Source organism: Pseudomonas sp. BN414 (assembly GCF_029871275.1).
In the GTDB taxonomy this organism is placed as follows: Bacteria; Pseudomonadota; Gammaproteobacteria; order Pseudomonadales; family Pseudomonadaceae; genus Metapseudomonas; species Metapseudomonas resinovorans_C.
In genome coordinates this window covers 146,935-170,518 of record NZ_SSOL01000073.1, presented here as the reverse complement: position 1 = coordinate 170,518, position 23,584 = coordinate 146,935, and the positions used below count along the sequence as shown (strand labels likewise).

Genomic DNA, 23,584 nt, shown 5'->3' with positions numbered 1-23,584 from the left:
TCATTCTGCTGTAGTCGGATCGATGGTCGAGCTGATGCGGGAAATGCGGCTGACGGGGAATCCGCCACGCTGGGCGTGTTCGCGGATCAGCTCCTCGTCGTTGGCGATGTAGACGCAGTACAGCTTGTCGTCGGTGACGTAGCTCTGGACCCACTGCACCTCTGGTCCGATTTCTTTGAGTACCCGGCAGGACTTCTGCGATATGGCTTTGAGGTCTCGTTCCGTGAGTTTTCCAGCGTCCGGTATCTCTCTTTCAATGAGGAACTTGGGCATGGGGACCTCTGGTTTCTTGGCGTTTTGGGTGTTGCCGGCACGCCTTGGGTACAACGGGCAGCAAGGACGTGCTGGGCAAAACTATCCGCCTCAAAAGTGGCACCGTCCTATCCGAGCGTCGGCAAGGGTTGCTTGATCGTCCGTACGGAGCCATTTATCCGACGAAACGCTGCCTGTCCCCGCGACCGACCAGAATTTCAGAATTGCGCTGGAGGTTCGGGCTGATGGATGCACTGTCGGAAACCCTGCGCGTCGTCCACCTGGTCGGCGCCATCTTCATCAATGCACGCTTCAGCGCCCCCTGGTGCTACCAGTCACCCCGCGCCGATACGGTGGCGCCGCTGCTGGAACCGGGCGCCGAGCGCGTGGTGATCTTCCACCTGATCACCGAAGGCGAATGCTTCGTCGAAATCGGCCGGCAGGAGCCCGTGCGTCTGTCGGCCGGTGACGTGGTGCTGTTTCCCCAGGGTGACGCCCATCGCATGACCTCCCAGCCCGGCTTGCCGCCGGCCAAGGGAGGGCGGCTGGACCAAGTGCTGACGCGCCGACCCCGGCAACTGGCTTATGGCGGCGGTGGGGCGATCACGCGCCTGGTCTGTGGCTACCTGGCGTGCGATGCGCGATTGGCGGACATACTCCTGGCCGGCTTGCCTCCCCTGGTTCGGGTAAACGTACGGGGTTCGAGTGCCGGTCCCTGGCTGGAAGCGTCCGTGCGCTATGCCCTCACGGAAGCCAAGTCACCGCGACCGGGTGGCGAGGGGGTGCTGGCCAAGCTGGCGGAGGTGCTCTTTATCGAAGTGCTGCGCCTGTACATGAACGAGCAGGCCGATGGGCGCACTGGCTGGCTGGCGGGGCTGGGGGACCGGATCGTCGGCTCGGCGCTGACGGCTCTGCACAAATGCCCGGCCCAGGCCTGGACCCTCGAGGAGCTGGCGCGCACCGCAGGCACCTCGCGCTCGGTCCTCGCCGAACGCTTCCAGCTTCTGGTGGGCAGCTCGCCCATGCAGTACCTCACCCAGTGGCGCATGCTCCTGGCCGCCAATCTGCTCAGCCGCAGCAATGCCCCACTGGCGCGTATCGCCGAGGACGTCGGCTACCAGACCGACACGGCCTTCAGTCGTGCCTTCCGCCGCGAGTTCGGTGCGCCGCCGGCCGCCTGGCGACGAAGCCGGGCCAGGGGCGTGGCGGCCGGCTAGCTCAGTCCATCACCGCGTGGGTCTGCGGCGCGCCGGATGTTTTCGGCGGCCTGCGCAGGAGCAGCAGCAAGGGCAGCGAGGCGAGGGTGACGAACATCATCAGGCGGAAGTCCTGCAGGTACGCGAGGATGGTCGCCTGGCGCGTCACATCCAGGTTCAACGCCACCAATCCCGCCGGGCTGGACAAGTCGACTGCGCCACTTTCGGTCGCCTGGGTCAGGGCCTGGTTGAAAGGCGTCATGTAGTCGCTGAAGGCTGCGTGGTTGATCTGTGTGCGCTGGGCCAGGTAGCTGATCACCAGGGAGATGCCGATCCCGCTGCCGACGTTGCGCATCAGGCTGAACAGCGCGGTGCCCTCGTTGCGGTAGCGCGGCGCCAGGGTGGAGAAGGTCAGGGTCGACAGCGGCACGAAGATCAGCCCCAGTCCGAAGCCCTGGACCATGCCGCTGCGGACGATGGCGAAGCTGCTGACTTCATCGGTGAACTGGGTCATTTCCCACAGCGAGAAGGCGGTGAGCACCAGGCCCAGGCCGATCATTCCCCGCGGGTCGAAACGGTTGATCAAGCGGCCCACCAGCATCATCGCGGCCATGGTGCCCAGGCCGCGCGGCGCGATCAGGTTGCCCACATCCAGCACCGGGTAGCCCATCAGGTTCTGCATGAATGGCGGCAGCAGGGTCATGGTGGCGAACAGCATGATGCCGACGATGAAGATGAACATCAGGCCGATGCTGAGGTTGCGGTCGCGGAACATGGCCGGGTCGATGAAGGGTTCGCGATGGGTCAGCACGTGGACGATGAACAGATACAGACCAAGCCCCGCCAGCACCGCCTCGACGAGGATTTCAGGGCTGTGGAACCAGTCCTGGGATTCACCCCGGTCCAGCATCAGTTGCAGGGCGCCAATGGCCAGGGCGAGTAGCGCGAAGCCAAGCAGGTCGAAGCTGCGCTCCCGTTCGATGGGGGTTTCCTTGAGGAAGGCGGTCAGGCCGAACCAGGCCAGCAGGCCGAAGGGCAGGTTGATGTAGAACACCCAGCGCCAGTCGTAGTACTCGGTGAGCCAGCCACCGAGGCTGGGGCCGAGGATCGGGCCGACCATCACACCCACGCCCCAGATGGCCATGGCCGAACCGTGCTGCTCGGTCGGGTAGGTATCGAGTAGCACCGCCTGGGACAGCGGCACCAGACTGGCGCCAAACACGCCCTGGAGCAGGCGGAACAGGACGATCTGCTCCAGGCTCTGCGCCGCGCCACAGAGCATCGAAGCGATGGTGAAACCGACGATGGACCACATGAACAGCCGTTTGCGGCCAAAGCGCGCGGCGATGAATCCGGTCAGCGGCATGCAGATGGCGGCGGCGACTATATAGGACGTCAGCACCCAGCTGATCTGGTCCTGGGTGGTGCCCATGCTGCCCTGCATGTGCGGCAGGGCGACGTTGGCGATGGTGGTGTCCAGCGCTTGCATGATGGTGGCCAGCATCACCGATAAAGTGATCAGCCAGCGGTGCGAGGCGGCGTCGCGAGAGTGGGTCGCCTTCATGGTCAGGGCAGCAGGCTGGCTAGGCTGCGACGGTGCCCGGTATCGATCTCCACGACTGCACTGAGGCCGGCGCGCAGGGGCGGCAACTGGGCATCAGGCCGCAGGTGAATGCGTACCGGGACCCGCTGCGCCACCTTCACCCAGTTGCCGGTTGCGTTCTGTGCCGGCAGTACCGAGAACTCAGAGCCGGTGGCCGGGCTCAGGCTTTCCACTTCGCCGTGCCAGGTGGTGTCCGGGTAGATGTCGAAGCGTACGTCGACCGGTTGGCCGGGGCGCACGTAGGTCAGGTCCTTCTCGGGGAAATTGGCTTCCACCCAGAGCTTGTCATCCACCACCAGGGTCATGGCGGTGTTGCCGGCGCTGATGTACTGGCCGGGCTGCGGCACCTTGCTGATGCTACCGGGCAGCGACGCGCGGACTTCGGAGCGTTGCAGGTCGAGGCGGGCCTGCTCCAGTTCGGCCTGGGCGCTGAGGTAGCTCGGGTGTTGCTCCACCGGCACATCCGGGCTGCCGCCGAGGTTCTCCGCGATGCGCTTGAGGTCGTGCTCGCGGGCGTCGATTTCCTGTTCGGCGATCTGGGTGGCCTGGCGCGATTCATCGAGCGTGGCCGGGGAGAGATAGCCCCTCTGCGCGAGGTTGGCCTGGCGCTGCAGATCCTTCTCGGCATAAGCGTGACGAGTGCGGGCCAGGGCCAGCTCGGAAGACTTTTCCTGGTAGCTGGCTTTCAGGGCGGCGAGGTCGGTGCGTACCTGGGCCAATCGCGCCTCGGCCCTGGCAATGGCGATACGGAAACTCGCCGGGTCGATACGGAACAGCACCTGCCCGGCGTTCACCCGATCGTTCTCGCGAGTCAGCACCTCGGTGATGGTGCCGGATACATCGGCACTGATCGGCACTTTGTCCGCTTTGGCGTAGGCGTTGTCGGTCTCGACAAAGCGACCGCCATGGAGATAGGCGGCCAGCCCAAGGCCCACGGCAACAAGGGGAACGACGCCCATCAGCAGCAGGCGCTTGCTGCGGGGATTGCTGGCGGTCGCTGCGTCCTGTTCCGGAACGATGACCGTGTGGGTGTTCATGGCGTTGCGCTTCCTTTTTGGAATCAACGGGAAGAAAGGTTGCTGCGCATCTTGCGCAGGGCACTGGCGAGCGCGTCCGCTTCAGCCTCGCTGAAGCCTTGGAGCGCCACGGCGAGCATGGCGCCGCCAGCAGTGCGGATGTCGTCCAGCGCCTGGTCAGCTTGCGGGCGCAGGTAGAGCCGATAAGCGCGGCGGTCATCGGGATCGGGGCGGCGCTCCACCAGCTCGGCTTGCTCCAGTTGGTCCAGCAAGCGGGCGAGGGTGATGGGCTTCACCTCCAACTGGTCGGCCAGCTCGACCTGGCGGCAACCTTCGTTGCGCGCGACATGCGCCAACGCGCGGGCCTGGGCGAGCGTGAGGCTGCTGCCGGTGATGCGTTGCTCAAAGGAGCGGCGCATCAGGCGGGATGCATCGGCGAGGAGGAAGCCAATGCTCTCTTCGAGGCGGGGCATGGTATGGAGTCCATATAATAAGCGTTGCTTACTATATTGATGCAGCTGGTCACCCGTCAAAGACTTCAGGAAGCAGCTTTCTGTGGGGGCGATTTCAATCGCGAAAGGCAGCGTGCTGCCCCATTCAGGCTGCAGGGCGAACCTTCGGTCCGCATAGCGATTGAAATCGCCCCCACAGAGGTGGAGCCCGGCCCATGGTTGAAACGGTACGCGAGCTGCCGCTTTTCCTGTGGGGGCGAATTCATTCGCGAAGGGCAGCGTAGCTGCCCCATGCAGGACCGCAGGGCGAAGCTACGGTCCGCAAAGCGATTGAAATCGCCCCCACAGGATTTTGCCGCTTACCCGTGCCGGGCCCGGCTTGCCTGCACCACCCGGTGCGCGGGCACTTTCAGCTGTGTCAGCAGGTACTCGGCGAACTCCGGCGAGAAGGGCTGCAGGGCGATGGCCCGCTCCATGCAACCCAGCCAGGCGCCGCTGAGGGATTCGTCGACAGGCCACTGGGCGTGGAAGGAGGGTATGGAGATGGAGCCGTACTTCTCGCTGAACAGCTTCGGGCCGCCCAGCCAGCCGCTGAGGAAGCAGGCCAGCTTGTCGCGGGATTGCTCCAGGCTGTCCGGGTGCAGGCGACGCAGGTCGGCGGCTTCCGGCAGTTCGTCCATCAGCCGGTAGAAATCGTCCACCAGCCGTTGCAGGCCGTCTATGCCGCCAGCGGCCTGGTAGGAGGCATCGCCGGTGCCGAAGGGAAGAGTGTTGCTCATGGAAGCTGACCGTCAGGAAATCCGGGTCGACATCATACCCGCCGTGCCACCGGAAGTCCGTCCGGTTGGTCGTCTCGTTCCTCGAGGAACTCGGTGGGTTCGGCGCCATTGGCGTTGAGCTGGAAAATGCGCGCCGGGCGTCCTTCGATATCGAAGAACACCTGGCCGAGCCCGGCGGAGTTCCACAAGCGTTCACCGGCCTTGCTGTGTGCCGGCGTGCGCGGCACCACCTTCATCGGCCGCCGCTTGGTGAACCAGTTCAACGGCGAGCGCGGTGAGTAGAGCCAGCGGTTGAGGCGGTCGAACACATCCAGCAGGCGCCGTGGGAATTCGTTCTTGATGCCGCTGCTGGTGATCTGCCAGATCTTCGGGCCCTGCTGGCGATGGCGGATCAGCACTTCGTAGACGAAGGAGTAATGCACATCGCCGGAGAGGATCACGTAGGACCCCGGCGTGCGCGAGTGGCGGAAGATGTTCAGGATCACCTGGGCTGCCCCCCGGTGGGCCATCCAGTTCTCCGCGTCCACCAGCAGCGGCTGGCCGAAGGCGCTGAAGACCCGCTGGACGGTCTCGATCAGCTTGACCCCGAAGACCGGCGCCGGCGAGACAATGATCGCTGACGGATGATCCAGCAGCTCCTGTTGCAGTTCGCTCAGGGCTTCCCAATCCAGCAGGCCAGATGGCCGGGCGAGGTCGATCTCGCTACGCCAGCGGCGGGTCCGGGTATCCAGCACCACCATCGCTGGCGTGGTGGGGAGCACGTACTGCCAGTGATTGAAGGTGATCAGACGGTCGATCAACCCGTCCAGAACCGCGCTGTCGAGATGGTTGTCGTCGTCGGCGGTGGCTGCCAGCGCCTCGGCCTTGTCCAGGACTTCGCCGAACGCCGCGGGATCGTTGCCCCAGCCCTGGCAGAGCATGTAGGCGACCAGCGCATTGCCGATGATGCGCTTGGAGAACGGATGACCATAGGCGGTCAGTTCCCACTGCGCAGAGAGGTTCCAGTCGTCGGTGATGTCATGGTCGTCGAAGATCATCAGCGTCGGCAGGTGGGCGAACACCCGCGCGGCACTGGGCAGTCCGGCACGGAAGTCGGCCAGCCGGCCTTCTTCCAGGCGGTAGCGCTCGGTTTCCTTGGTGTCGAGCGCGGGCATCCGTGGTTCGATCAGCGTCCAGGGCACCGGCGACCAGACCAGCAGGTACATGGCCAGCACCTCGCCCAGGGTCACCAGATGGTTCTCCGCATTGGCGCTGGTAAAGATGGGTTTGCGGGCACCACCAAAGAAACGCTCGCGCAGGGTCTCGTTGCTTTCCAGCGCGGGGAGCAGGTCCGCCCGGTGGTAGTAGCAGGCGGCATGGCCGTACAGCGCCGCGCTGTCGCTGACGATCGCCCCCTCCAGCCGCTCGTCGAAGAGGCCGAGCCGCGAGATCAGCTGGTGAATGGCGCGCAGCATCGGGCCGGCCACATCATCGGTGTAGACCTGGTCGCCGCTGAGCATCAGCAGGGCCGGACGTTGCTCGGGCGCTGGATCGACAGCCAGTAGACGGTCGGCACAGAGCAGGCCGTCGTTGGCCGGAAAGTGTGGCTTGCGGCAGGAGCCGTGGAGTAACTGGTCGATGCGCGAGCGCAGGACGAAGCTCGGCTGCGTTGCGTGCTCATGCACCAGATGCGGCGCCCACTGGCCGATGCCCTCGCCGTCGATCAACAGGTCGTAGTCGATCTGCTGATCGAGGGGCAGGGAGGTTTCCAGTCGCAGGTCGATCAGATGCAGGAACGCGCGCCGGCCAAAAGGAATCACCCGGCAGCTGTCGTCGCCCAGCGGATACTCGACACCACCCTCCACGGACAACCGCAGCACCGGCGACAACCGGCGCGAGCCGACCAGCCAGAACACCAGGCGGCGCGCTTCGATGCGGCGCAGCATGGGGCCGGCGAGGACGGCGGGGAGATTTTCCGGGTGCGGGACTGCGGACATCGGGACGAAGGGCCTGTAAGAAAGGGCGCAACAGGATACCGCGAGAGGCGGCGGCTACCGAAACGGCTTGAAAAAAACTCAGTCGCGTAGGGCGTTTAAATCAATTGGCAGTTCCTGCCAGGACTCCTAGCATCCTCGAATCATTCCCGCTGGCGTCTCGGAGTCGCCAGCAGCCCAGCCCTGATGGAACGGCCTGCCCACGGAGGCAACCATGCTTCAGGTTCCGCTTGTTGGCCGGATGACATTCGAACCCCCAGGCACGCTACCCGAAGCCCATTCCGGCGCGCCCTGATCCATTCCTTTCCCTGCCTTTGCATCCGGGGCCGCCTTATCGCCCTGGCGAACCCTGCCACACCCGCGCAGACGGGTAACTGTCCTGATGAACACCAACGGGAGGCGATATGGCCCTCACCCTGAAGATCAATGGCACTGAGCACAGCGTCGATGTCGACCCCGACACGCCGCTGCTCTGGGTACTGCGTGACGTGCTGGGCATGACCGGTACCAAGTTCGGTTGCGGCATGGCCCTGTGCGGGGCCTGCACCGTGCACATGAACGGTGCGGCGGTGCGCTCCTGCGTGATGCCGGTCAGCAGCATGGTCGGTGCGGACATCACCACCATCGAAGGCGTCGGCGCAACCGATGTCGGCAAGCGCGTGCAAGAGGCCTGGCTGGCGAAGGAAGTGGTCCAGTGTGGCTACTGCCAGTCGGGACAGATCATGTCGGCCACGGCGCTGCTGGCGACCAATTCCAACCCCGGTGATGCGGAGATTGATGGCGCAATGTCCGGGAATATCTGTCGCTGCGGCACCTATCTGCGTATCCGCGAAGCGATCAAGGTTGCCGCCCAGGCGCAACCTGCCAAAGGGGAGGACGCAGCATGAACGACCTCTTCCTGCCCTGCCTCAGTCGCCGGGGCTTTCTCAAGGCCAGCGCTGCCGCAGGCGGCGGCCTGCTGATCAGTTTCACCTTGCCGGGATTGATGGGCACTGCCGAGGCCGCCGATGGGGACTTCAGCCCCAATGCCTACATCCGCATCGACCGCAGCGGCAAGGTGACCTTCATCATCCAGCCGGTGGAAATGGGGCAGGGCACCTACACCTCGATGCCGGCGCTGATCGCCGAGGAGCTGGAGGTGCCGCTCGAACAGGTGGTGATCGAACATGCCCCGGCCGACGACAAGCGCTACGCCAATCCCATGCTGGGCTTCCAGGTCACCGGCGGCTCCACCTCGGTGCCTGCCAACTGGACGCCCCTGCGCCAGGCCGGTGCCACCGCTCGCACCTGCTGGTGACGGCCGCGGCGCAGCAGTGGTCGGTGCCGGTGGAAAGCTGCAAGGCCGAGAACGGCGCTGTGGTGCATGCCGAAAGCGGTCGCAAGCTCGGCTACGGCGAACTGGTGGATGCCGCCGCGAAGCTGCCGGTTCCGGCTGAGGTGCCACTCAAGGACCCGGCCCAGTTCAAGTTGATCGGCACCCCGGCCAAGCGCACTGACGGCCCCGCCAAGGTCACGGGCAAGGCGATGTTCGGCATCGATGCCCGTCCCGAGGGGGTGAAGGTTGCCGCGATCACGATCTGCCCGATCATCGGCGGCACCCTGGCCGAGGTGGACGACGCCCCGGCCATGGCGGTCAAGGGCGTGCACAAGGTCGTGCGTACCGAGGATGCGGTGGCGGTGATCGCCGACCACATGGGGGCAGCACGCAAGGGCCTGGCGGCGCTTTCGATCAAGTGGAACGACGGCGACAACGGCAAGGTCTCCAGCGCCACCCTGCTGGAGAACATCGCCGAAGCATCCAAGGCAGAGGGCGTCCAGGCGCGCGCCGAAGGGGACGCGCCGGGCCCCATGGCCAAGGCGGCGAAGAAGGTCGAGGTGGTTTACCAGGTGCCGTTCCTCGCCCATGCCTGCATGGAGCCGGTCAACTGCACCGCCCATGTGCGCAAGGACGGTTGCGATCTCTGGCTCGGCATCCAGGTGCCGGCGCGGGCCAAGACACTCGCTGCCCAGCTCACCGGCCTGCCCGAAGACAAGGTGGTGGTGCACAACCAGCTGTTGGGCGGCGGCTTCGGGCGTCGGCTGGAAACAGATTTCGTCGGGCATGCCGTGGAAGTCGCCAAGCAGGTGGATTACCCGGTGAAGGTCATCTACTCCCGTGAAGAAGACACCCGCCACAGCTCGCTTCGCCCATTCCACTACAACCACCTGGCCGCCGGCTTGGACGAGCAGGGCAGGCCCATTGCCTGGACCCACAAGGTCACCGGCGGGTCCATCATCGCGCGCTGGGCGCCGGACCGATTCAAGAACGGGGTCGACGGCGATGCCGTGCGCGATGCCTGCGGACCTTACGGTTTTCCCAATCTCGCCGTGCACTACGTGCGCCACGAACCGCCCAAGGGCATTACCCCGGCGTTCTGGCGAGGCGTAGGCCATACCCAGAACGGCTTCATGGTGGAAGGCTTCCTGGATGAGCTGGCGGCGATGAGCAAGGTCGATCCGTTCACTTACCGCTACCCATTGCTGGAGAAACATCCACGTGCGGTGAAGGTGTTGGAAACCCTGCGGGAGAAATCCGCCTGGGATACACCGCTACCGGCCGGCCAGGGCCGTGGTGTCGCGCTGACCTACTGCTTCGGCACTTATGCCGCGCAGGTCGCGGAAGTGAGCGTGGATGCCGGCGGCATGGTGAAAGTGAACAAGGTCATCTGCGTGGTGGATTGCGGCATTCCCATCAACCCGGACACCGTGGTGGCGCAGATGCAGGGCGGCACCGTCTTCGGGCTGACGGCGGTGTTGTTCGGCAACATCACGTTCAAGGACGGACGCGTAGAACAGGCCAACTTCGACAGCTACCGCCTGCTGCGCCTCAACGAGGTACCGCCCATCGAGACCCACATCATCAACAGCGGCGAGTCGCCGGGCGGCCTGGGCGAGGTGTCCACCGTGGTCATCGCCCCGGCGGTGGTCAACGCCATCTTCGCCGCCACCGGCAAGCGCCTGCGTAGCCTGCCCATCGATCCAGCGGAGCTGAAACAGGCCTGAGGAAAAAGGCAAAGCGCCGGCTATTGGCCGGCGCTTTGCTGTCGGGAGGGTTCAGAGGATGGACGTTCTTCGTAGGGTGCGCCACGCGCACCACCCAGGGCGGTCATTGCTGCTGCCTCGCCGCCCGCGCGAACTCGATGAAGGCCTTGAGCACCGCCGGTACCTGGCGCCGGCTGGGGTAATAGAGGTGCAGGCCGGGGTAGTAGGGGCACCAGTCTTCCAGTACCTGCACAAGGCGCCCTTCAGCGATGTATTCGGCCACCATCTCCTCGAACACGTACGCCAGCCCAACGCCTTGCAATGCCGGGCCGACCATCAGGCCGACGTCGCCGAGGGTGAGGGGACCGTCCACTTCGATCTCCAGTTGCATGGCGCCGCGCTCGAATTCCCAGCGGTAGAAGTTGCCACTGGGGAAGCGATGGCGGATGCAGGGCAGACCGTGGAGGTCCTCGGGTTTGCGTGGCACGGGATGGTGTTCGAAGAAGTCCGGTGATGCCACCACCACCGAACGCATGTAGGGCCCGATGGGCAGGGACACCATATCGGCCTCCAGCCGCTCGCCGAAGCGCACGCCCGCGTCGTAGCCGGCAGACACTACATCCACCAGCGCATCATCGGCGGAGACCTCCAGGCTCACATCGGGGTAGGCCGCCAGAAAACGACTCGCCAGCGGCAGCAGTACCAGTTGCGCAGCAGCGCGGCCGGCACTGATGCGCAGGGTGCCGGACGGCGTGTCGCGGAACTGGTTGAGGTCTTCCAGGGCGTCGTCGATATCGCGGAAGGCCGGCTTGATGCGGGCGTACAGGCGTTCGCCGGCCTCGGTGAGGGCGACGCTGCGGGTGGTGCGGTTGAACAGGCGCACCCCCAGCCGCTCTTCCAGGGCGCGCAGGGCGTGGCTGAGGGCTGAAGGGGAAAGCCCGAGTTCGACAGCCGCGCGGCTGAAGCTGAGGTGGGCGGCAATGCTTAGAAAGATGTTCAGGTCCGCGGCGGAGACGGGTTTCATTGGTGAATCCTGCTCAATAGCTCAAGCGAGCTTATTGGGGTTTACACAGGAGTAAAGACGCCTCAGCCAATCAAACAGAAAAGCGGACCGACCCACTGTACGCAAGCCGGGCTTGGGCTAGAGTGGAACCCCACATCTCATCGGCAAGGAGGCCAGCATGCCCAGTCTTCCCCTGTATTTCCCCACGGCGTTTTCGCTGGCCCAGGCGCTGCAATGCGCCAACCTGGTGGAAGCTGCCTACGACCAGTACGAGCAATGGTTGCAGCAGGACAAACCGCGCAAGCCTTCCGATTTCAACTGGCAGGCGCCGAGCATGAATGGCTGGAGCTTTTCCGCGCCGGTCTGGAGCATCCTCAGCGAGCTGAAGTACATCAATGAGTCCGAGCCCTTCGGCTTTGCCGCCAGCGACCCCAGCGGTGCGGTGTACCTGGTGTTTCGCGGGACCGAGTCGGCCCAGGACTGGGTGGATGATCTGGAGGCCAAGCAGGTTGCGTACCCCTGGCAGTCGGGCATAGGCCAGGTCCACGCGGGCTTCCTGAAGCTCTACACCTCCCTGCGCGACCAGGCACTGCAAGCACTGGATGTCCTGCAGCCGGGTGGTGACCTCTGGGTCTGCGGCCACAGCCTGGGCAGCGCACTGTCCAGCCTGGCGGTGCTCGACCTGCATACCCAATGGCCGGACCAGCCGCTGCAGCATTACAACTTCGCCAGCCCGCGCGTGGTCGATCCGAACTTCGCCGCCTATTACAACGGCCTGAACATCCCCACCTACCGTGTCGTCAACGACAGCGACCTGGTACCCGAGGTCCCGCCGGGCGTGACCGATTCCTGGGTCTACCAGCACCTGGGCCAGGCCGTGACCTTCACCGCCAGCTACAGCAGCTTTGCCGGTGATCACAGCATGGCGGACTGTTACCTCTATGCGATCGACAATCCGAATGCGCCGATGAAGGGGTGAAACGCGGCTACAGCGATTTCACCGCTTCCTCGATCAACTCAAATATCTCCCTGGGCCGCGATGCCAGTGAGGCATGGCTGGCATCCAGGTTGATGGTCTTCCTGGCCTGGATGCGCTCGGCCATCCAGGCCTGGGTAGCAGGCGGGATCATGTGGTCACCCGATGACACCTGATACCAACTGGGCTTGCCGCGCCACGCCGGCGCTCCGGCCTTGTCCTCGAAGCAGCGCGCGGCAATGGGTTTCTGGGTGACCGCCATGACCTGGGCGTCTCGCTCGGGCAGGTCGGCGCAGAAATTGGCGTGGAAGCTGTCGCCCGCCAACCAGAGAAAGCCCTCCGGATCGGGACGGATGCCACCGGCACCTTGCGGCGGTTCGGCGCGGGCGAAGATGCCACCCAGGCTGTCCCCCTCATCTGGCGCGAAGGCGGCGACGAATACCAGGCCGACCACGTTAGCCGCGTGTCCAGCCCCTGAGATCACCGCACCGCCGTAGGAATGTCCCACCAGCAGCGTCGGTCCGCCGAGGGATTCGGCCAGCTTGCGGGTGCGCGCAACGTCGTCGGCCAGGGAGGTGAGCGGGTTCTGTACTGCCCTGACCGGATACCCGGCATCCAGCAGCAGCGGAATCAGTTCACGCCAGTGCGAGGCATCGCCCCAGGCACCGTGGACCAGCAGGATATTGGGAAGGTTGGCCATGAGCGGACTCCTCGCGTGCAGAGACGTCTGCCAAGACTAGCCAGCCATGGATCGGCTGCTTGCGTAGCCGTCACCGACCATCGGATAGCGGGCTCAGGTCAGCACGTAATCGACGGGCTCCAGCGGCGGCGGCAGGTCGCGCTGACCTAGCGCATCGAGGATTTCCCGCTCCAGGGCGCGCACCATCGAGTCCGTGGCGAGGTCGTTCTCGTCCCGTCCGAACGGGTCTTCGAGCTGGTCGCCGATGGCATCCAGGCCGAAGAAGGTATAGGCGACGATGATGGTGATGATCGGCGTCAGCCAGCCCAGGGTTCCGGCCATGGCGAAGGGCAGCAGCAGGCAGAAGATGTAGCTGGTGCGGTGGAGCAGCAGGGTATAGGGGAAGGGCAGTGGCGTGGTCTTGATCCGTTCGCAGGTCGCCTGGGCCGAGCTGAGGCCGGACAGGCGTGTTTCCAGCAGGGTGTAGCGCCACTCATTGAGCTCCCCCTGGCTGGCCAGGCGCGCGCATTGGCCGCCGATCTTCCGCAGGATGCCATCGCTGGTGTTGAGTCCATAGGCGCTTGGCTCCTCGCTGAGCCAGGGACGCGCCGCAGCCTGTTCATCTTCACCGCGCAGTCGTGCATTGAGCGCGTGGGCGAATCCGCACAACTCGCGCAGCACGGCCTCGCGCAGGGCCGTATCGCTGATCGCCACGCTTTGGCGGACGAAAGAGCGGACTTCGATGATGATCTGTCCCCAGGCCTTGCGACCTTCCCACCAGCGGTCGTAGCAGGCGTTGTTGCGAAAGCTCAGGAAGATCGATAGCGAGAGTCCGAGCAGGGTGAAGGGCATGGCATTGATGCGGGTGAACCAGCCCGGATGCAGGCGCTCGATGACCACGATGAGGCAGGCGAGCAGGGTGATCAGCAATGTGCGCAGGGCAATGTGCCGTGCGATGGAGCCCTTCAGCGCGGTGAGAATTATCAGCAGGTTGGGTTTGGGGCGGACGATCATCGGATAGGGACGCCGGGCTGTTCGAGAAGCGAAAGCTAAGGCTGCGGCGGGCGTTACGTCCAATCGCTAATGATGACCGGGCCATCGACGCCATTTATGAGACGTACGAGAAAACGCTGAATTCTGCGTGCCACGCATAGATGGCATCGATGATGAGACGCGGCACCGGAGGGGCGCCGCGTCGGTGGTGGTGAGATCAGAGACCGAGTTCGGACAGGCCCGGATGGTCGTCAGGGCGACGACCCAGGGGCCAGCGGAATTTGCGCTCGGTTTCCTTGATGGGCAGGTCGTTGATGCAGGCGTAGCGGTTGAACATCAGGCCGTTCTCGTCGAACTCCCAGTTCTCGTTGCCGTAGGAGCGGAACCAGTTGCCAGAGTCGTCATGCCATTCATAGGCATAACGCACGGCGATGCGGGTGTCGGAGTGGGCCCAGAGTTCCTTGATCAGCCGGTACTCGTGTTCCTTGGCCCATTTGCGGGTGAGGAAGGCCTTGGCTTCGGCGCGGTTGAAGGCGAACTCCGCGGGGTTGCGCCACTTGGTGTCCAGGGTATAGGCGAGCGAGACCTTCTCCGGATCGCGGCTGTTCCAGCCATCTTCGGCCAGGCGCACTTTCAGGATGGCCGAATCACGGGTGAAAGGGGGAAGCGGCGGACGAACTTCAGCGTTAGAGGACATGGATAGTCTCCAATACAAATAGAAGGTTCAAAGTTTGAAGTTGCCCGCTCGATAACTTCCTATTTGCCCAGCAGCGTTTGCGCTACTTGCCGCGCAGTATCTGCCGAGTTGTTATCACCGAGTACATGGGCAACGGTAATGGCTCCGTCGATCAGGACTAATAACTGCCTGGCCAGGGCGTCCGCATCGACGGCTCCATATTGCTGGCAAATCCCGAGAACGAAATCGAGCAGCTTTTCTTTGTGCTCCTTGGCAACCTGGCGAACGGGGTCCTGAGGGTCACCCGTTTCACCTGCGGTATTGATGAAGGCGCAGCCCCTGAAGCCATCCGACTCGAACCAGCCCTTGAGCACGCTGAACATCTGCAGCAACTGTGCTTCGGGCGTTTCGACCTTTTCGACTTCGTTTCTGAACCAGTTCATCCAGCGCTCGTCGCGCTGTCTCAATACCTCTACTACCAATTCGTCCTTGGTTCCGAAGTATTTATAGATGCTCTTGCGCGAAACCCCGGAAGTCTTCACCAGAAGGTCCATGCCTGTGGCATTGATACCGTTCCTGTAAATCAGGTCTTCGGCGGTTTCGAGAAGTTTATCTCTGACATCGGTAGTTGATTTGCTGTCCATGTGAAAGATGGTAGAACGATCGTTCTCCACGAGCAAGCCTCTTTTCTGAAAAAGGTATGAACGGTCTTCCGATGGATGAAAACCATGGGTTCACCGCGCCCATCCATCCTTGCCGAAGTGTAATCCCATGCCGCCTGGAAGCAGTGTGTGCAGCGGACCGGGCAGCCCGCCGCCAGCGACTATACTTCCCACGAAATCAGCCACTGGGGGAACAGAGGCCGAGCTTCCGGCCATACCGGGAGCCGGAAAGCGATTTGCTGCACCGATGACCGTCGCACACAGCCACCGTGCGCGAGCATCAGGAACGAGGCGACGGGCACATGGCGATAGCAATCATCCTGATCATCATCGTTGTCGCGTCCGTGCTGTTCCATCTCCTGGCGCCCTGGCACCTGACCCCGGCTGCTTCCAACTGGGGCTCCATCGACACCACGCTGCTCATCACGCTGATCATCTCCGGCGTGTTCTTCATCGCCATCGTCGGCTTCATGGCGGTGGCCATCATCCGTTTTCGTCATCGCGAGGGCCGCCGCGCCAAGTACGAGCCGGAGAGCCACAAGCTGGAGTGGTGGCTCATCATCGCCACCTCGATCGGCATCATCGGCATGCTGGCGCCGGGTCTGGTGGTCTACAGCGATTTCGTCCATGTGCCCAAGGATGCCTACCCGCTGGAGGTGGTCGCCCAGCAATGGCAGTGGGCTTATCGCTTTCCCGGAAAGGACGGCCAGCTCGGCCGTGCTGATGTGAAGTGGGTCGATGCGGCCAATCCGCTGGGCCTGGACCCGAAGGACCCCAACGGCCAGGACGATGTGCTGATCAGGAACAACGAGGTGCGCCTGCCGCTGGACCGCCCGGTGAAGGTGCTGCTGCGCTCGAAGGACGTGCTGCACAACTTCTACATCCCGCAGATACGCGGAAAGATGGACATGGTCCCGGGGATGGTGTCGCACTTCTGGTTCACCCCGACGGTACTCGGCAAGTACGAAATCCTCTGTGCGGAGTTCTGCGGCGTCGGGCATTTCAATATGCGCGGGATGCTGCTGGTCGAGCCGCCCGATATCTTCCAGCAATGGCTGGCGGGCCAGCCGACCTTTGCCGATACCCTGGCCGCTGCCAGCAAACCCAGCCAGGGAAATTTGATCGAAACCGGTCGCCAGCTGGCGGAAACCCACGGCTGCCGCGCCTGTCACAGCCAGGATGGCAGTACGAGCCTGGGGCCGGGGTGGAAGGAACTCTACGGCCGTGATGAAAAACTGGTGGACGGCAGCAGCGTGAAGGTGGACGAGGCTTATCTGAAGGAGTCCATCCTCGATCCCAAGGCCCGCCTGGTGCAGGGCTTTCCGCCTGTGATGGTGCCCTATACTTTCAGCCAGGATGAGCTGGCTGCCCTGGTGGCCTTCATCAAGTCACTGAGTGCGGCCGGACAGAAAGAGCAGGGCGGAGCCGGCGCCGCAGGCGAGGGTGGCGATGCCGCTGAACAGGGGCAGCGAGTGGCCCAGTCGCTCGGTTGCCTGGCCTGTCACAGCCTCGATGGCAGCAAGGGCATAGGCCCCACATGGCAGGGTCTGTACGGCAAGGAGCAGACGCTTGCCGACGACCGCAAGGTGAAAGCGGACGACGCTTATCTCAGGGAGTCCGTGCTCAAACCCGAAGCCTCGCTGGTCAAGGGCTACGCGCCGGTCATGCCGGTCTTCAAGCTCAGTGACCAGGAACTGAATGCAGTGATCGCCTTCATCAAGTCCAGGGCGAATCCCGACGCCGCAAGGCAGGAACAGGCGCCGTAGCTCCAGAAGGACTCCGACTCGTTACCGGAGGAGATCCGATGGCTTACGTCGAACATGCCGAAGCTGATGTGCTGCACGAGCCCAGCAGCTTTTTCTTCCGCTACATCTGGAGCCAGGACCACAAGGTCATTGCCGTCCAGTACTCCCTGACCGCGATTTTCGTTGGCGTGGTCGCGCTGGTGTTGTCCGGGCTGATGCGCCTGCAGATCGGCTTCCCCGGCAGCCTGGAATTCATGGACCCGAGCGCCTACTACCAGGCGATGACCATGCACGGAATGATCATGGTGATCTACCTGCTGACGGCGCTGTTCCTCGGTGGTTTCGGCAACTACCTGATCCCGCTGATGGTCGGCGCGCGGGACATGGTCTTCCCGTACGTCAACATGCTCAGTTTCTGGTTCTACCTGCTGGCGGTGCTGGTGCTGCTGGCCAGCTTCTTCGTCCCGGGCGGGCCCACCGGGGCGGGCTGGACGCTCTATCCACCGCAGGCGATTACCGGAGGCACGCCGGGCATGGAGTGGGGCATCGTGCTGATGCTGGTGTCCCTGGCGATCTTCATCGTCGCCGCCACCATGGGCGGCCTGAACTACGTGACCACGGTGCTGCAGGCACGTACCCACGGCATGACGCTGTTTCGCATGCCGCTCGCGGTGTGGGGCATCTTCATGGCCTCGATTCTCGCGCTGCTGGCCTTCCCGGCACTGTTCGTCAGTGCGGTGATGATGCTCTTCGACCGCTTGCTGGGTACCAGCTTCTTCATGCCAGCGGTGATTTCCATGGGCCAGCAACTGGATCACCAGGGCGGTAGCCCGATCCTCTTCCAGCACCTGTTCTGGTTCTTCGGCCACCCCGAGGTGTACATCGTCGCGCTGCCGGCCTTCGGCCTCGTTTCCGACCTGATCAGCACCCATGCGCGGAAGAACATCTTCGGCTACCGGATGATGGTCTGGGCCATCATCGCCATCGGCGTGCTGAGCTTCGTGGTCTGGGCGCACCACATGTACGTCAGTGGGATGAACCCGTATTTCGGCTTCTTCTTCGCGGTCACCACCCTGGTCATCGCCGTACCCACCGCCCTCAAGGTCTACAACTGGACGCTGACGCTCTGGCATGGCGACATCCACCTGACTGTGCCGATGCTCTTCGCCCTGGCGTTCATCGTGACCTTCCTGGTGGGCGGCCTGACCGGGCTCTTCCTCGGCAATGTGATCGTCGACATCCCGCTGTCGGACACCTACTTCGTGGTGGCGCACTTCCACATGGTGATGGGCGTGGCGCCAGTGCTGGTCGTCTTCGGCTCCATCTATCACTGGTTCCCGAAGATCACCGGCAGGATGCTGAACGACACGCTTGGCAAGCTGCACTTCTGGATCACCTTCCTCGGCACCTACGCCATTTTCTTCCCCATGCACTACCTGGGCTTCCTGGGGATGCCGCGGCGTTACTACGCCTACCCGGACTACGCCTTCATCCCTCAGTCCGCCCAGGACCTGAATGCCTTCATCACCGTGGTGGCGTTGTTCGTGGGCGTGTCGCAACTGCTGTTCCTGTTCAACCTGGGTTGGAGCACCTTCAAGGGCCGACCCGCCGGCGGAAACCCGTGGAAGGCCGCCAGCCTCGAATGGCAAACGCCGGACACGCCTCCGGTGCATGGCAACTGGCGGGAGAAACTGCCGGTGGTGCACCGCTGGGCCTATGACTACAGCGTGCCGGGTATCGAGCAGGACTTCGTGCCGCAGACCGTCTCGGAGGAAGAACTGCAGCGCATGCGCGAGGCGCAAGGCAAGCCGGCGCCCGTGGAGAAACGACCATGAGCACGCAACTCTGGAAACACGCAGGAGGTGCCGAACCCGGTGGTTGGAGTCCAGGCGATGCCCATGGACCCGACGCGTCGATCCAGGATCGCTACCGCACCGCGAAAGTCGGCCTGGCGGTGTTCCTGGGCGTGGTGACGGCGCTGTTCCTGCTGTTCCTGCTGGCCTTCATCATCCGCTCCCAGGTGTCGGACTGGCGTCCGCTGACCGATCCGCTGGCGCCGTTGGCCCACCCGTGGATGCTCTGGGTGAATACAGCGTTGCTGGCACTCGGCAGCGGCTGTTTGCAATGGGCCAAGGTGGCTGGGGAACGCAACCAGGCGAGCACGGCGGGTCTGGCGTTCCTTCTCGGTGGTGCCTTTGCCGTGGCGTTCCTGGCGGGCCAGCTCTGGGTCTGGCAGCAATTCGCCGCCTTTGGGTACTTCGTTTCGGGCAATCCGGCCAACAGTTTCTTCTATCTGTTGACCGGCCTGCATGGAGTGCACCTGGCTGGTGGCCTGGTGGCCTGGGCGATGGTCGGACTACGCATGCTGCGCCCCGGCCCGAGCGAACGGCTGCGGACCGGCATGGCGTTGTGTGCGTTCTACTGGCACTACCTGCTGGGGTTGTGGCTGGTGCTTTTCGCGCTGCTCACCAGCACCCCGGAAACCTACCAGGCCATCGCGGCCTTCTGCGGACTGAGGTGAGGCCATGGCCACTACACGGGAGAATGCGGCCCCCAGCACCTGGCGCACCGTAGCCAGCGATTGGTCCTCGGATCGCGACGCCTTCAAGCAGGTGCCTTGGGGCAAGGCGATGATGTGGATCTTCCTGCTCAGCGACACCTTCATCTTCACCTGCTTCCTCACCGGCTACATGTCGGTGCGCATCAGCACCACCGCCACCTGGCCCAATCCGAGCGAAGTCTTCGCCCTGACCATCGGCGGCGCGAGCATTCCCCTGATCCTCATCGCCATCATGACCTTCGTGCTGATCAGCAGCAGCGGCACCATGGCCATGGCGGTGAACTTCGCCTACCGCCGCGAACGGGTACGCTGCGCAGCCCTGATGCTGGCCACCGCAGCGTGTGGCGCCACCTTCGTCGGCATGCAGGCGTTCGAATGGAGCAAGCTCATTTCCGAAGGCGTGCGGCCGTGGGGCAACCCGATGGGTGCGGCGCAATTCGGCGCCTGCTTCTTCATGATCACCGGCTTCCACGGACTGCACGTGTCGGTTGGCGTCATCTATCTCTGCACCGTGGCCTTCAAGGTGCTACGTGGGGACTACGAGCAACGCGGGAACTACCAGATCGTCGAAATCGCCGGGCTCTACTGGCACTTCGTGGACCTGGTCTGGGTCTTCATCTTCGCGTTCTTCTACCTGTGGTAGAGCAGGGGAGAAATCAGATGGCGCATGCACAGGGTCAACAACATCCGATCAGCCTGTACCTGAAGATCTGGGGGCTGCTGTTCATCCTCAGCACCCTGTCCTACCTGGTGGACTATTTCCACTTCACCGGGTATTTCCGCTGGTCGATGATCATCGTCCTGATGCTGCTGAAGGCGGGGTTGATCGTCTCGATCTTCATGCACATGGCATGGGAGCGCCTGGCTCTGGTCTACGCGATCCTGGTGCCGCCGCTGTGCCTGCTGGTGCTGGTGGGGCTGATGGCCGCCGAGGCGGATTACGTGCTTTTCACCCGAGGAACGTTCCTGGGGCAGTAGGTTGCGGGTGTTTGAGTTCATTGCGTTCGGTTCGCGGCAGGACTGCGTCCTGCTTGGCGAATGAATTCGCCCCCACAGGAATGTGCCGATCCATTTGTGGGAGCGAATTCATTCGCGATTGGCCAGCGAAGCTGGCCCGTAGGGTGGATGGCGCTTTTTTCATCCACCAAGCGGCGTAACCAAACACGCGGTACCGCTATGTTGGGCCTCGTTCCTCGGACCAACCTACGGCAGGACTGCGTCCTGCTTCGCGAATGAAATCGCTCCTACAGAGGCTGCGTATGGGAATCCCTCTCCCAGAGCCTAGATGGTCCGCTTGAACTGATGCCACCGATGCAGCCAGGAAACGATCCAGTGCGGCGAGGCGGAGCCGGTGCCGGCGAGACGGAGCTGCGGGTGGTGATTGATGACCCGGTCGAGTACGGATTCCTGATCCGGGTCCACATCCACGAAGAAGATGTGCTCGCCTTCTTTGACCTTCTCCTTCAGGTTGCGGAAGTGCGCGTTGGGTACCTGGATGCCGAAGAAGCCGCCTTCCCAGATGCAGAAGCCCAGGATGACCACCGCAAGGAACACGAAAGGTACCCATCCCGCCGGTGTGTCGGTCCAGCCCGCCAGCCAGGCGCCCAGGAGCACCAGCGCGGCCAGTGGTACGCCGATCAGCGCGCCAATCTCGCCGGAGTGGACGACATCCTGCTTCATGAAGGAATTCACATCATGGAGATGGTGCTGTTCGACGTCGGCGTCCTTGTCGCTCAGCACATGGATCTGCTCGGTATTGATGCCATTGGCCTCGAGTTCGGACTCGAGGGTTTCCAGGTCATCGAGGTTGTTGCTGATGTAGTAGTGCCTATTCATGACTCACCTCCGGATACTGGTTCGAAGTGGTCGTTCGCCTCCCGCAATCGATGGCTTTATTCCCGATGGTTATCCTCGAGCCCTGGCTGAAAATCCAGGGTTCTTTCACTGGAAAATTATAGCATCCGGGATTTTTGTCGAAGGCCTGTAGCCCTTGAAGCACGCGGCCTTGGCCGATGACTTGCCCGCCCAGATGGTGGTCCTTGTCTAAACTGCTGATTGAACAGCTGGCGTGGCAACGCACGAGTCAGGAGGGTTGCTAGATGAATACATTGACCATCAAGAGCTGGTGCAAACCCCAGGGCGCGGAGAAGTCCGTTCCGATGGGGGATCTGCACTTCCACCTAAACAATGCCGATCATCTGCTACTCGAGGAAGCGGAAGAGCACCTGCAGCAAACCCATGAGCCGGACATGATGATCGATGCCGACATGGCGCACATGGAGCTGGTCACGCCCAGCGAGTGCGGTTCGCTTTCGGACCTGCAGTTCCGCGTCTTTCTCAGCAAGGACGATGACCGTGGGCTGTTCCACCTGGTGGGGCACCGCGAAAGCGACGGCAGCCTGGTGTACACCAACACGGTGATGATCGATCAGTTGGGCTGACGGCAACACGAGCAAGGGCGCGGATGAAGCCGAACGAACCACGCCCTTGTCATCCACCTCAGCAAGGCTCCAACTCGTCTGAGTCCGAGGGTGAGACACGTGGATCGACTGTCGTCCTTGCTGAGCAATTTCAGCCTGCATGCCTCGACCTTCTTCAGTGGCGGCTTCTGCGGCGTGGCTGCCTACCCCGGCGAAGTCCCTCGCGGCTATCTGCACCTGCTGCGCGCAGGACGTGTGACGCTGGCTTCGAGCCATGGCGAGGGAATTGTGGTCGATGCGCCGAGCCTGTGGCTGATGGGAAGGCCCGTGGCTCACCGCATGAGCGCCAGCGACGAGGACGGCGCTGAGCTGGTGTGCGCCACCCTCGAGTTCGACGGCGGCATCGACAACCCGTTATCGCGGGCACTTCCGGATTACCTGCTGCTGCCCCTGTCTTCCGTGCCGAGCATTGCTGGCGTCATCGATTGGCTGTTCAGCGAGGCCTTCGGCGACGATTGCGGGCGCGAAGCCGTGCTCGATCGCCTCTTCGAACTCACGGTCATCCAGCTCCTGCGCCATCTGATGGACAGCAACCAACTGTCCGGCGGCATGTTGGCAGGGTTGGCGAACCCGCGTCTGGCCAAGGCGATGACCCTGATGCACGAGGCCCCCGCGAAACCCTGGTCGGTGGCCGATCTCGCCCTGGCCGCCAACATGTCCCGCGCCAGCTTCGCCGCGCAGTTCCGCGAGATGGTGGGCATCACGCCGGCGGATTACCTGGTGAGCTGGCGCGTGAGCCTTGCGCAGAAGCGTCTGCGGGAAGGTCGGCCCATTGCGCTGATCGCCGACGAGGTGGGATACGAAAGCCCATCCGCCCTGGCCAGGGCCTTCCGCCGCAAGGTGGGCGCCAGCCCGAGGGAGTGGGTACAGCGGCTGGATTGAGCCACTTTGTATGTTCGTGTGTCCGTCCCGCTGCCATACACGTGCGCTTTCAGAAGCCGCCGAGTCCCGACACAACGTCGGCAGATGCCGTGGATAGGGTGAAGCCACCCAATCTTTCACCCGGAGGCACCTGCCATGTTGAACCTACGAACCCTCACTGTCGCTGCGGCACTGCTGGCGATCACCGGTCTTGCCCAGGCGCATGAGGAGAAGCCCCAGGCCAGCTGGCAGAACGGCATCCACCGCACGGACCTCACCCGCCATGACCTGGAAGTACCTGGATACGAAGCCATCCAGGTGCGCGTGGACTTCGAGCCGGGCGTCGCCTCACCCCGGCATTCCCACCCAGGCGCGGAAGTCGCCCACGTAATATCCGGCACCTTCGAGTACCAGCTGGAAGGGCGTCCAAACGTCATCCTCAAGGCTGGAGAGTCCCTGTTCATCCCCGCGGGCACCGCCCATGTCGCGACGAACGTCGGCAAGGACAAGGCATCGGAGCTGGCGACTTACATCGTGCAGAAAGGTAAGCCGTTGCTGAAGTTGGAGCAGTAGCCAGGACGAACTTCGGCGGCTCTTGTATTTGTAGGAGCGAGCTTGCTCGCGAAAGGTCGTGCTCGGCCTGTTCGCGAGCAAGCT

At 63.4% G+C, this 23,584-nt stretch carries 25 protein-coding genes; 13 read left to right on the top strand and 12 right to left on the bottom strand.

The genetic code is table 11. From position 1 onward, the window contains the following. Nucleotides 1-273, bottom strand: a complete 273-nt coding sequence (locus tag E8E95_RS20800) for a DUF4242 domain-containing protein (protein WP_077526628.1) — start codon at nucleotides 271-273, stop codon at nucleotides 1-3. A 224-nt stretch (nucleotides 274-497) separates the two neighbouring features. Here E8E95_RS20800 and E8E95_RS20795 point away from each other — a divergent pair, with 224 nt between their 5' ends. Then, nucleotides 498-1,469: an AraC family transcriptional regulator gene (locus E8E95_RS20795; RefSeq protein ID WP_280353575.1), complete on the top strand. Its 972-nt coding sequence runs from the start codon at nucleotides 498-500 to the stop codon at nucleotides 1,467-1,469. Between the two features lies 1 nt (nucleotide 1,470). Here E8E95_RS20795 and E8E95_RS20790 read toward each other — a convergent pair whose 3' ends face one another. The 5 genes from E8E95_RS20790 to E8E95_RS20770 all read right to left on the bottom strand — a co-directional run bounded on the left by E8E95_RS20790 (nucleotide 1,471) and on the right by E8E95_RS20770 (nucleotide 7,274). After that, nucleotides 1,471-3,012 (bottom strand): DHA2 family efflux MFS transporter permease subunit, encoded by a 1,542-nt coding sequence (locus tag E8E95_RS20790; RefSeq protein WP_280353573.1) that lies wholly within the window; start codon nucleotides 3,010-3,012, stop codon nucleotides 1,471-1,473. 2 nt (nucleotides 3,013-3,014) lie between these two features. Then, complete coding sequence (locus E8E95_RS20785) at nucleotides 3,015-4,088, bottom strand: HlyD family secretion protein (RefSeq protein ID WP_280353572.1); 1,074 nt, start codon at nucleotides 4,086-4,088, stop codon at nucleotides 3,015-3,017. A 23-nt stretch (nucleotides 4,089-4,111) separates the two neighbouring features. Continuing rightward, the gene (locus tag E8E95_RS20780; protein WP_280353570.1) at nucleotides 4,112-4,540 is read right to left on the bottom strand and encodes a MarR family transcriptional regulator; all 429 of its coding nucleotides are present in this window, start codon (nucleotides 4,538-4,540) and stop codon (nucleotides 4,112-4,114) included. 338 nt (nucleotides 4,541-4,878) lie between these two features. After that, complete coding sequence (locus E8E95_RS20775; RefSeq protein WP_280353569.1) at nucleotides 4,879-5,298, bottom strand: group II truncated hemoglobin; 420 nt, start codon at nucleotides 5,296-5,298, stop codon at nucleotides 4,879-4,881. A 32-nt stretch (nucleotides 5,299-5,330) separates the two neighbouring features. Beyond that, complete coding sequence (locus E8E95_RS20770) at nucleotides 5,331-7,274, bottom strand: alkaline phosphatase D family protein (RefSeq protein WP_280353567.1); 1,944 nt, start codon at nucleotides 7,272-7,274, stop codon at nucleotides 5,331-5,333. Between the two features lie 401 nt (nucleotides 7,275-7,675). On the opposite strand from E8E95_RS20770, the gene E8E95_RS20765 reads away from it, so the two are divergent. From E8E95_RS20765 to E8E95_RS20755, 3 genes are read left to right on the top strand one after another with little or no spacing between them, the layout of a single operon-like run. Beyond that, nucleotides 7,676-8,158 carry a 2Fe-2S iron-sulfur cluster-binding protein gene (locus E8E95_RS20765; protein WP_280353566.1) on the top strand — a complete coding sequence of 161 codons (483 nt, stop codon included), beginning with the start codon at nucleotides 7,676-7,678 and terminating at the stop codon, nucleotides 8,156-8,158. Next, the gene (locus E8E95_RS20760; RefSeq protein WP_280353563.1) at nucleotides 8,155-8,568 is read left to right on the top strand and encodes a molybdopterin cofactor-binding domain-containing protein; all 414 of its coding nucleotides are present in this window, start codon (nucleotides 8,155-8,157) and stop codon (nucleotides 8,566-8,568) included. The genes E8E95_RS20765 and E8E95_RS20760 overlap by 4 nt, the downstream gene beginning before the upstream one ends. Beyond that, nucleotides 8,565-10,313 carry a molybdopterin cofactor-binding domain-containing protein gene (locus E8E95_RS20755; protein WP_280353560.1) on the top strand — a complete coding sequence of 583 codons (1,749 nt, stop codon included), beginning with the start codon at nucleotides 8,565-8,567 and terminating at the stop codon, nucleotides 10,311-10,313. Before E8E95_RS20760 ends, E8E95_RS20755 begins: the two co-directional genes overlap by 4 nt. Nucleotides 10,314-10,416: 103 nt before the next feature. Here E8E95_RS20755 and E8E95_RS20750 read toward each other — a convergent pair whose 3' ends face one another. Continuing rightward, a complete protein-coding gene (locus tag E8E95_RS20750; protein WP_280353556.1) occupies nucleotides 10,417-11,316 on the bottom strand; it encodes a LysR family transcriptional regulator in 900 nt (299 codons plus the stop codon). Nucleotides 11,317-11,473: 157 nt separating this feature from the next. Between E8E95_RS20750 and E8E95_RS20745 the strand changes: the two genes are divergently transcribed. Beyond that, complete coding sequence (locus E8E95_RS20745; protein ID WP_280353554.1) at nucleotides 11,474-12,274, top strand: lipase family protein; 801 nt, start codon at nucleotides 11,474-11,476, stop codon at nucleotides 12,272-12,274. Nucleotides 12,275-12,281: 7 nt separating this feature from the next. Here E8E95_RS20745 and E8E95_RS20740 read toward each other — a convergent pair whose 3' ends face one another. The 4 genes from E8E95_RS20740 to E8E95_RS20725 form a co-directional block, all read right to left on the bottom strand. Continuing rightward, nucleotides 12,282-12,971, bottom strand: coding sequence for an alpha/beta hydrolase (locus E8E95_RS20740; protein ID WP_280353551.1), 690 nt, complete (start codon nucleotides 12,969-12,971; stop codon nucleotides 12,282-12,284). 93 nt (nucleotides 12,972-13,064) lie between these two features. Continuing rightward, nucleotides 13,065-13,964 (bottom strand): bestrophin family protein, encoded by a 900-nt coding sequence (locus E8E95_RS20735; RefSeq protein ID WP_280353548.1) that lies wholly within the window; start codon nucleotides 13,962-13,964, stop codon nucleotides 13,065-13,067. Nucleotides 13,965-14,160: 196 nt separating this feature from the next. After that, complete coding sequence (locus E8E95_RS20730) at nucleotides 14,161-14,640, bottom strand: nuclear transport factor 2 family protein (protein ID WP_280353545.1); 480 nt, start codon at nucleotides 14,638-14,640, stop codon at nucleotides 14,161-14,163. 59 nt (nucleotides 14,641-14,699) lie between these two features. After that, nucleotides 14,700-15,263 carry a TetR/AcrR family transcriptional regulator gene (locus tag E8E95_RS20725; protein ID WP_280353702.1) on the bottom strand — a complete coding sequence of 188 codons (564 nt, stop codon included), beginning with the start codon at nucleotides 15,261-15,263 and terminating at the stop codon, nucleotides 14,700-14,702. Nucleotides 15,264-15,583: 320 nt separating this feature from the next. On the opposite strand from E8E95_RS20725, the gene E8E95_RS20720 reads away from it, so the two are divergent. The 5 genes from E8E95_RS20720 to E8E95_RS20700 are packed head-to-tail and all read left to right on the top strand — an operon-like array spanning nucleotide 15,584 to nucleotide 20,564. Then, nucleotides 15,584-17,047 (top strand): cytochrome c oxidase subunit II, encoded by a 1,464-nt coding sequence (locus E8E95_RS20720; RefSeq protein ID WP_280353543.1) that lies wholly within the window; start codon nucleotides 15,584-15,586, stop codon nucleotides 17,045-17,047. 38 nt (nucleotides 17,048-17,085) lie between these two features. Continuing rightward, nucleotides 17,086-18,861: a cytochrome c oxidase subunit I gene (gene ctaD, locus E8E95_RS20715; protein ID WP_280353539.1), complete on the top strand. Its 1,776-nt coding sequence runs from the start codon at nucleotides 17,086-17,088 to the stop codon at nucleotides 18,859-18,861. Further along, nucleotides 18,858-19,547, top strand: a complete 690-nt coding sequence (locus tag E8E95_RS20710; protein ID WP_280353537.1) for a cytochrome c oxidase subunit 3 — start codon at nucleotides 18,858-18,860, stop codon at nucleotides 19,545-19,547. Before ctaD ends, E8E95_RS20710 begins: the two co-directional genes overlap by 4 nt. 4 nt (nucleotides 19,548-19,551) lie before the next feature. Then, nucleotides 19,552-20,229 (top strand): heme-copper oxidase subunit III family protein, encoded by a 678-nt coding sequence (locus E8E95_RS20705; RefSeq protein ID WP_280353534.1) that lies wholly within the window; start codon nucleotides 19,552-19,554, stop codon nucleotides 20,227-20,229. Nucleotides 20,230-20,246: 17 nt separating this feature from the next. Next, complete coding sequence (locus E8E95_RS20700; RefSeq protein ID WP_280353532.1) at nucleotides 20,247-20,564, top strand: cytochrome C oxidase subunit IV family protein; 318 nt, start codon at nucleotides 20,247-20,249, stop codon at nucleotides 20,562-20,564. Between the two features lie 303 nt (nucleotides 20,565-20,867). On the opposite strand, the gene E8E95_RS20695 is transcribed toward E8E95_RS20700, so the two are convergent. Then, nucleotides 20,868-21,422, bottom strand: coding sequence for a magnesium transporter (locus tag E8E95_RS20695; RefSeq protein ID WP_179058841.1), 555 nt, complete (start codon nucleotides 21,420-21,422; stop codon nucleotides 20,868-20,870). Nucleotides 21,423-21,685: 263 nt separating this feature from the next. Here E8E95_RS20695 and E8E95_RS20690 point away from each other — a divergent pair, with 263 nt between their 5' ends. The 3 genes from E8E95_RS20690 (at nucleotide 21,686) to E8E95_RS20680 (ending at nucleotide 23,500) form a co-directional block, all read left to right on the top strand. Then, nucleotides 21,686-22,027 carry a hypothetical protein gene (locus tag E8E95_RS20690; RefSeq protein ID WP_280353525.1) on the top strand — a complete coding sequence of 114 codons (342 nt, stop codon included), beginning with the start codon at nucleotides 21,686-21,688 and terminating at the stop codon, nucleotides 22,025-22,027. 99 nt (nucleotides 22,028-22,126) lie between these two features. Further along, on the top strand, nucleotides 22,127-22,948 hold the full coding sequence (locus tag E8E95_RS20685) for an AraC family transcriptional regulator (protein ID WP_280353524.1): 822 nt from the start codon (nucleotides 22,127-22,129) through the stop codon (nucleotides 22,946-22,948). Between the two features lie 135 nt (nucleotides 22,949-23,083). Next, nucleotides 23,084-23,500: a cupin domain-containing protein gene (locus E8E95_RS20680; protein ID WP_280353522.1), complete on the top strand. Its 417-nt coding sequence runs from the start codon at nucleotides 23,084-23,086 to the stop codon at nucleotides 23,498-23,500. Nucleotides 23,501-23,584 lie beyond the last annotated feature (84 nt).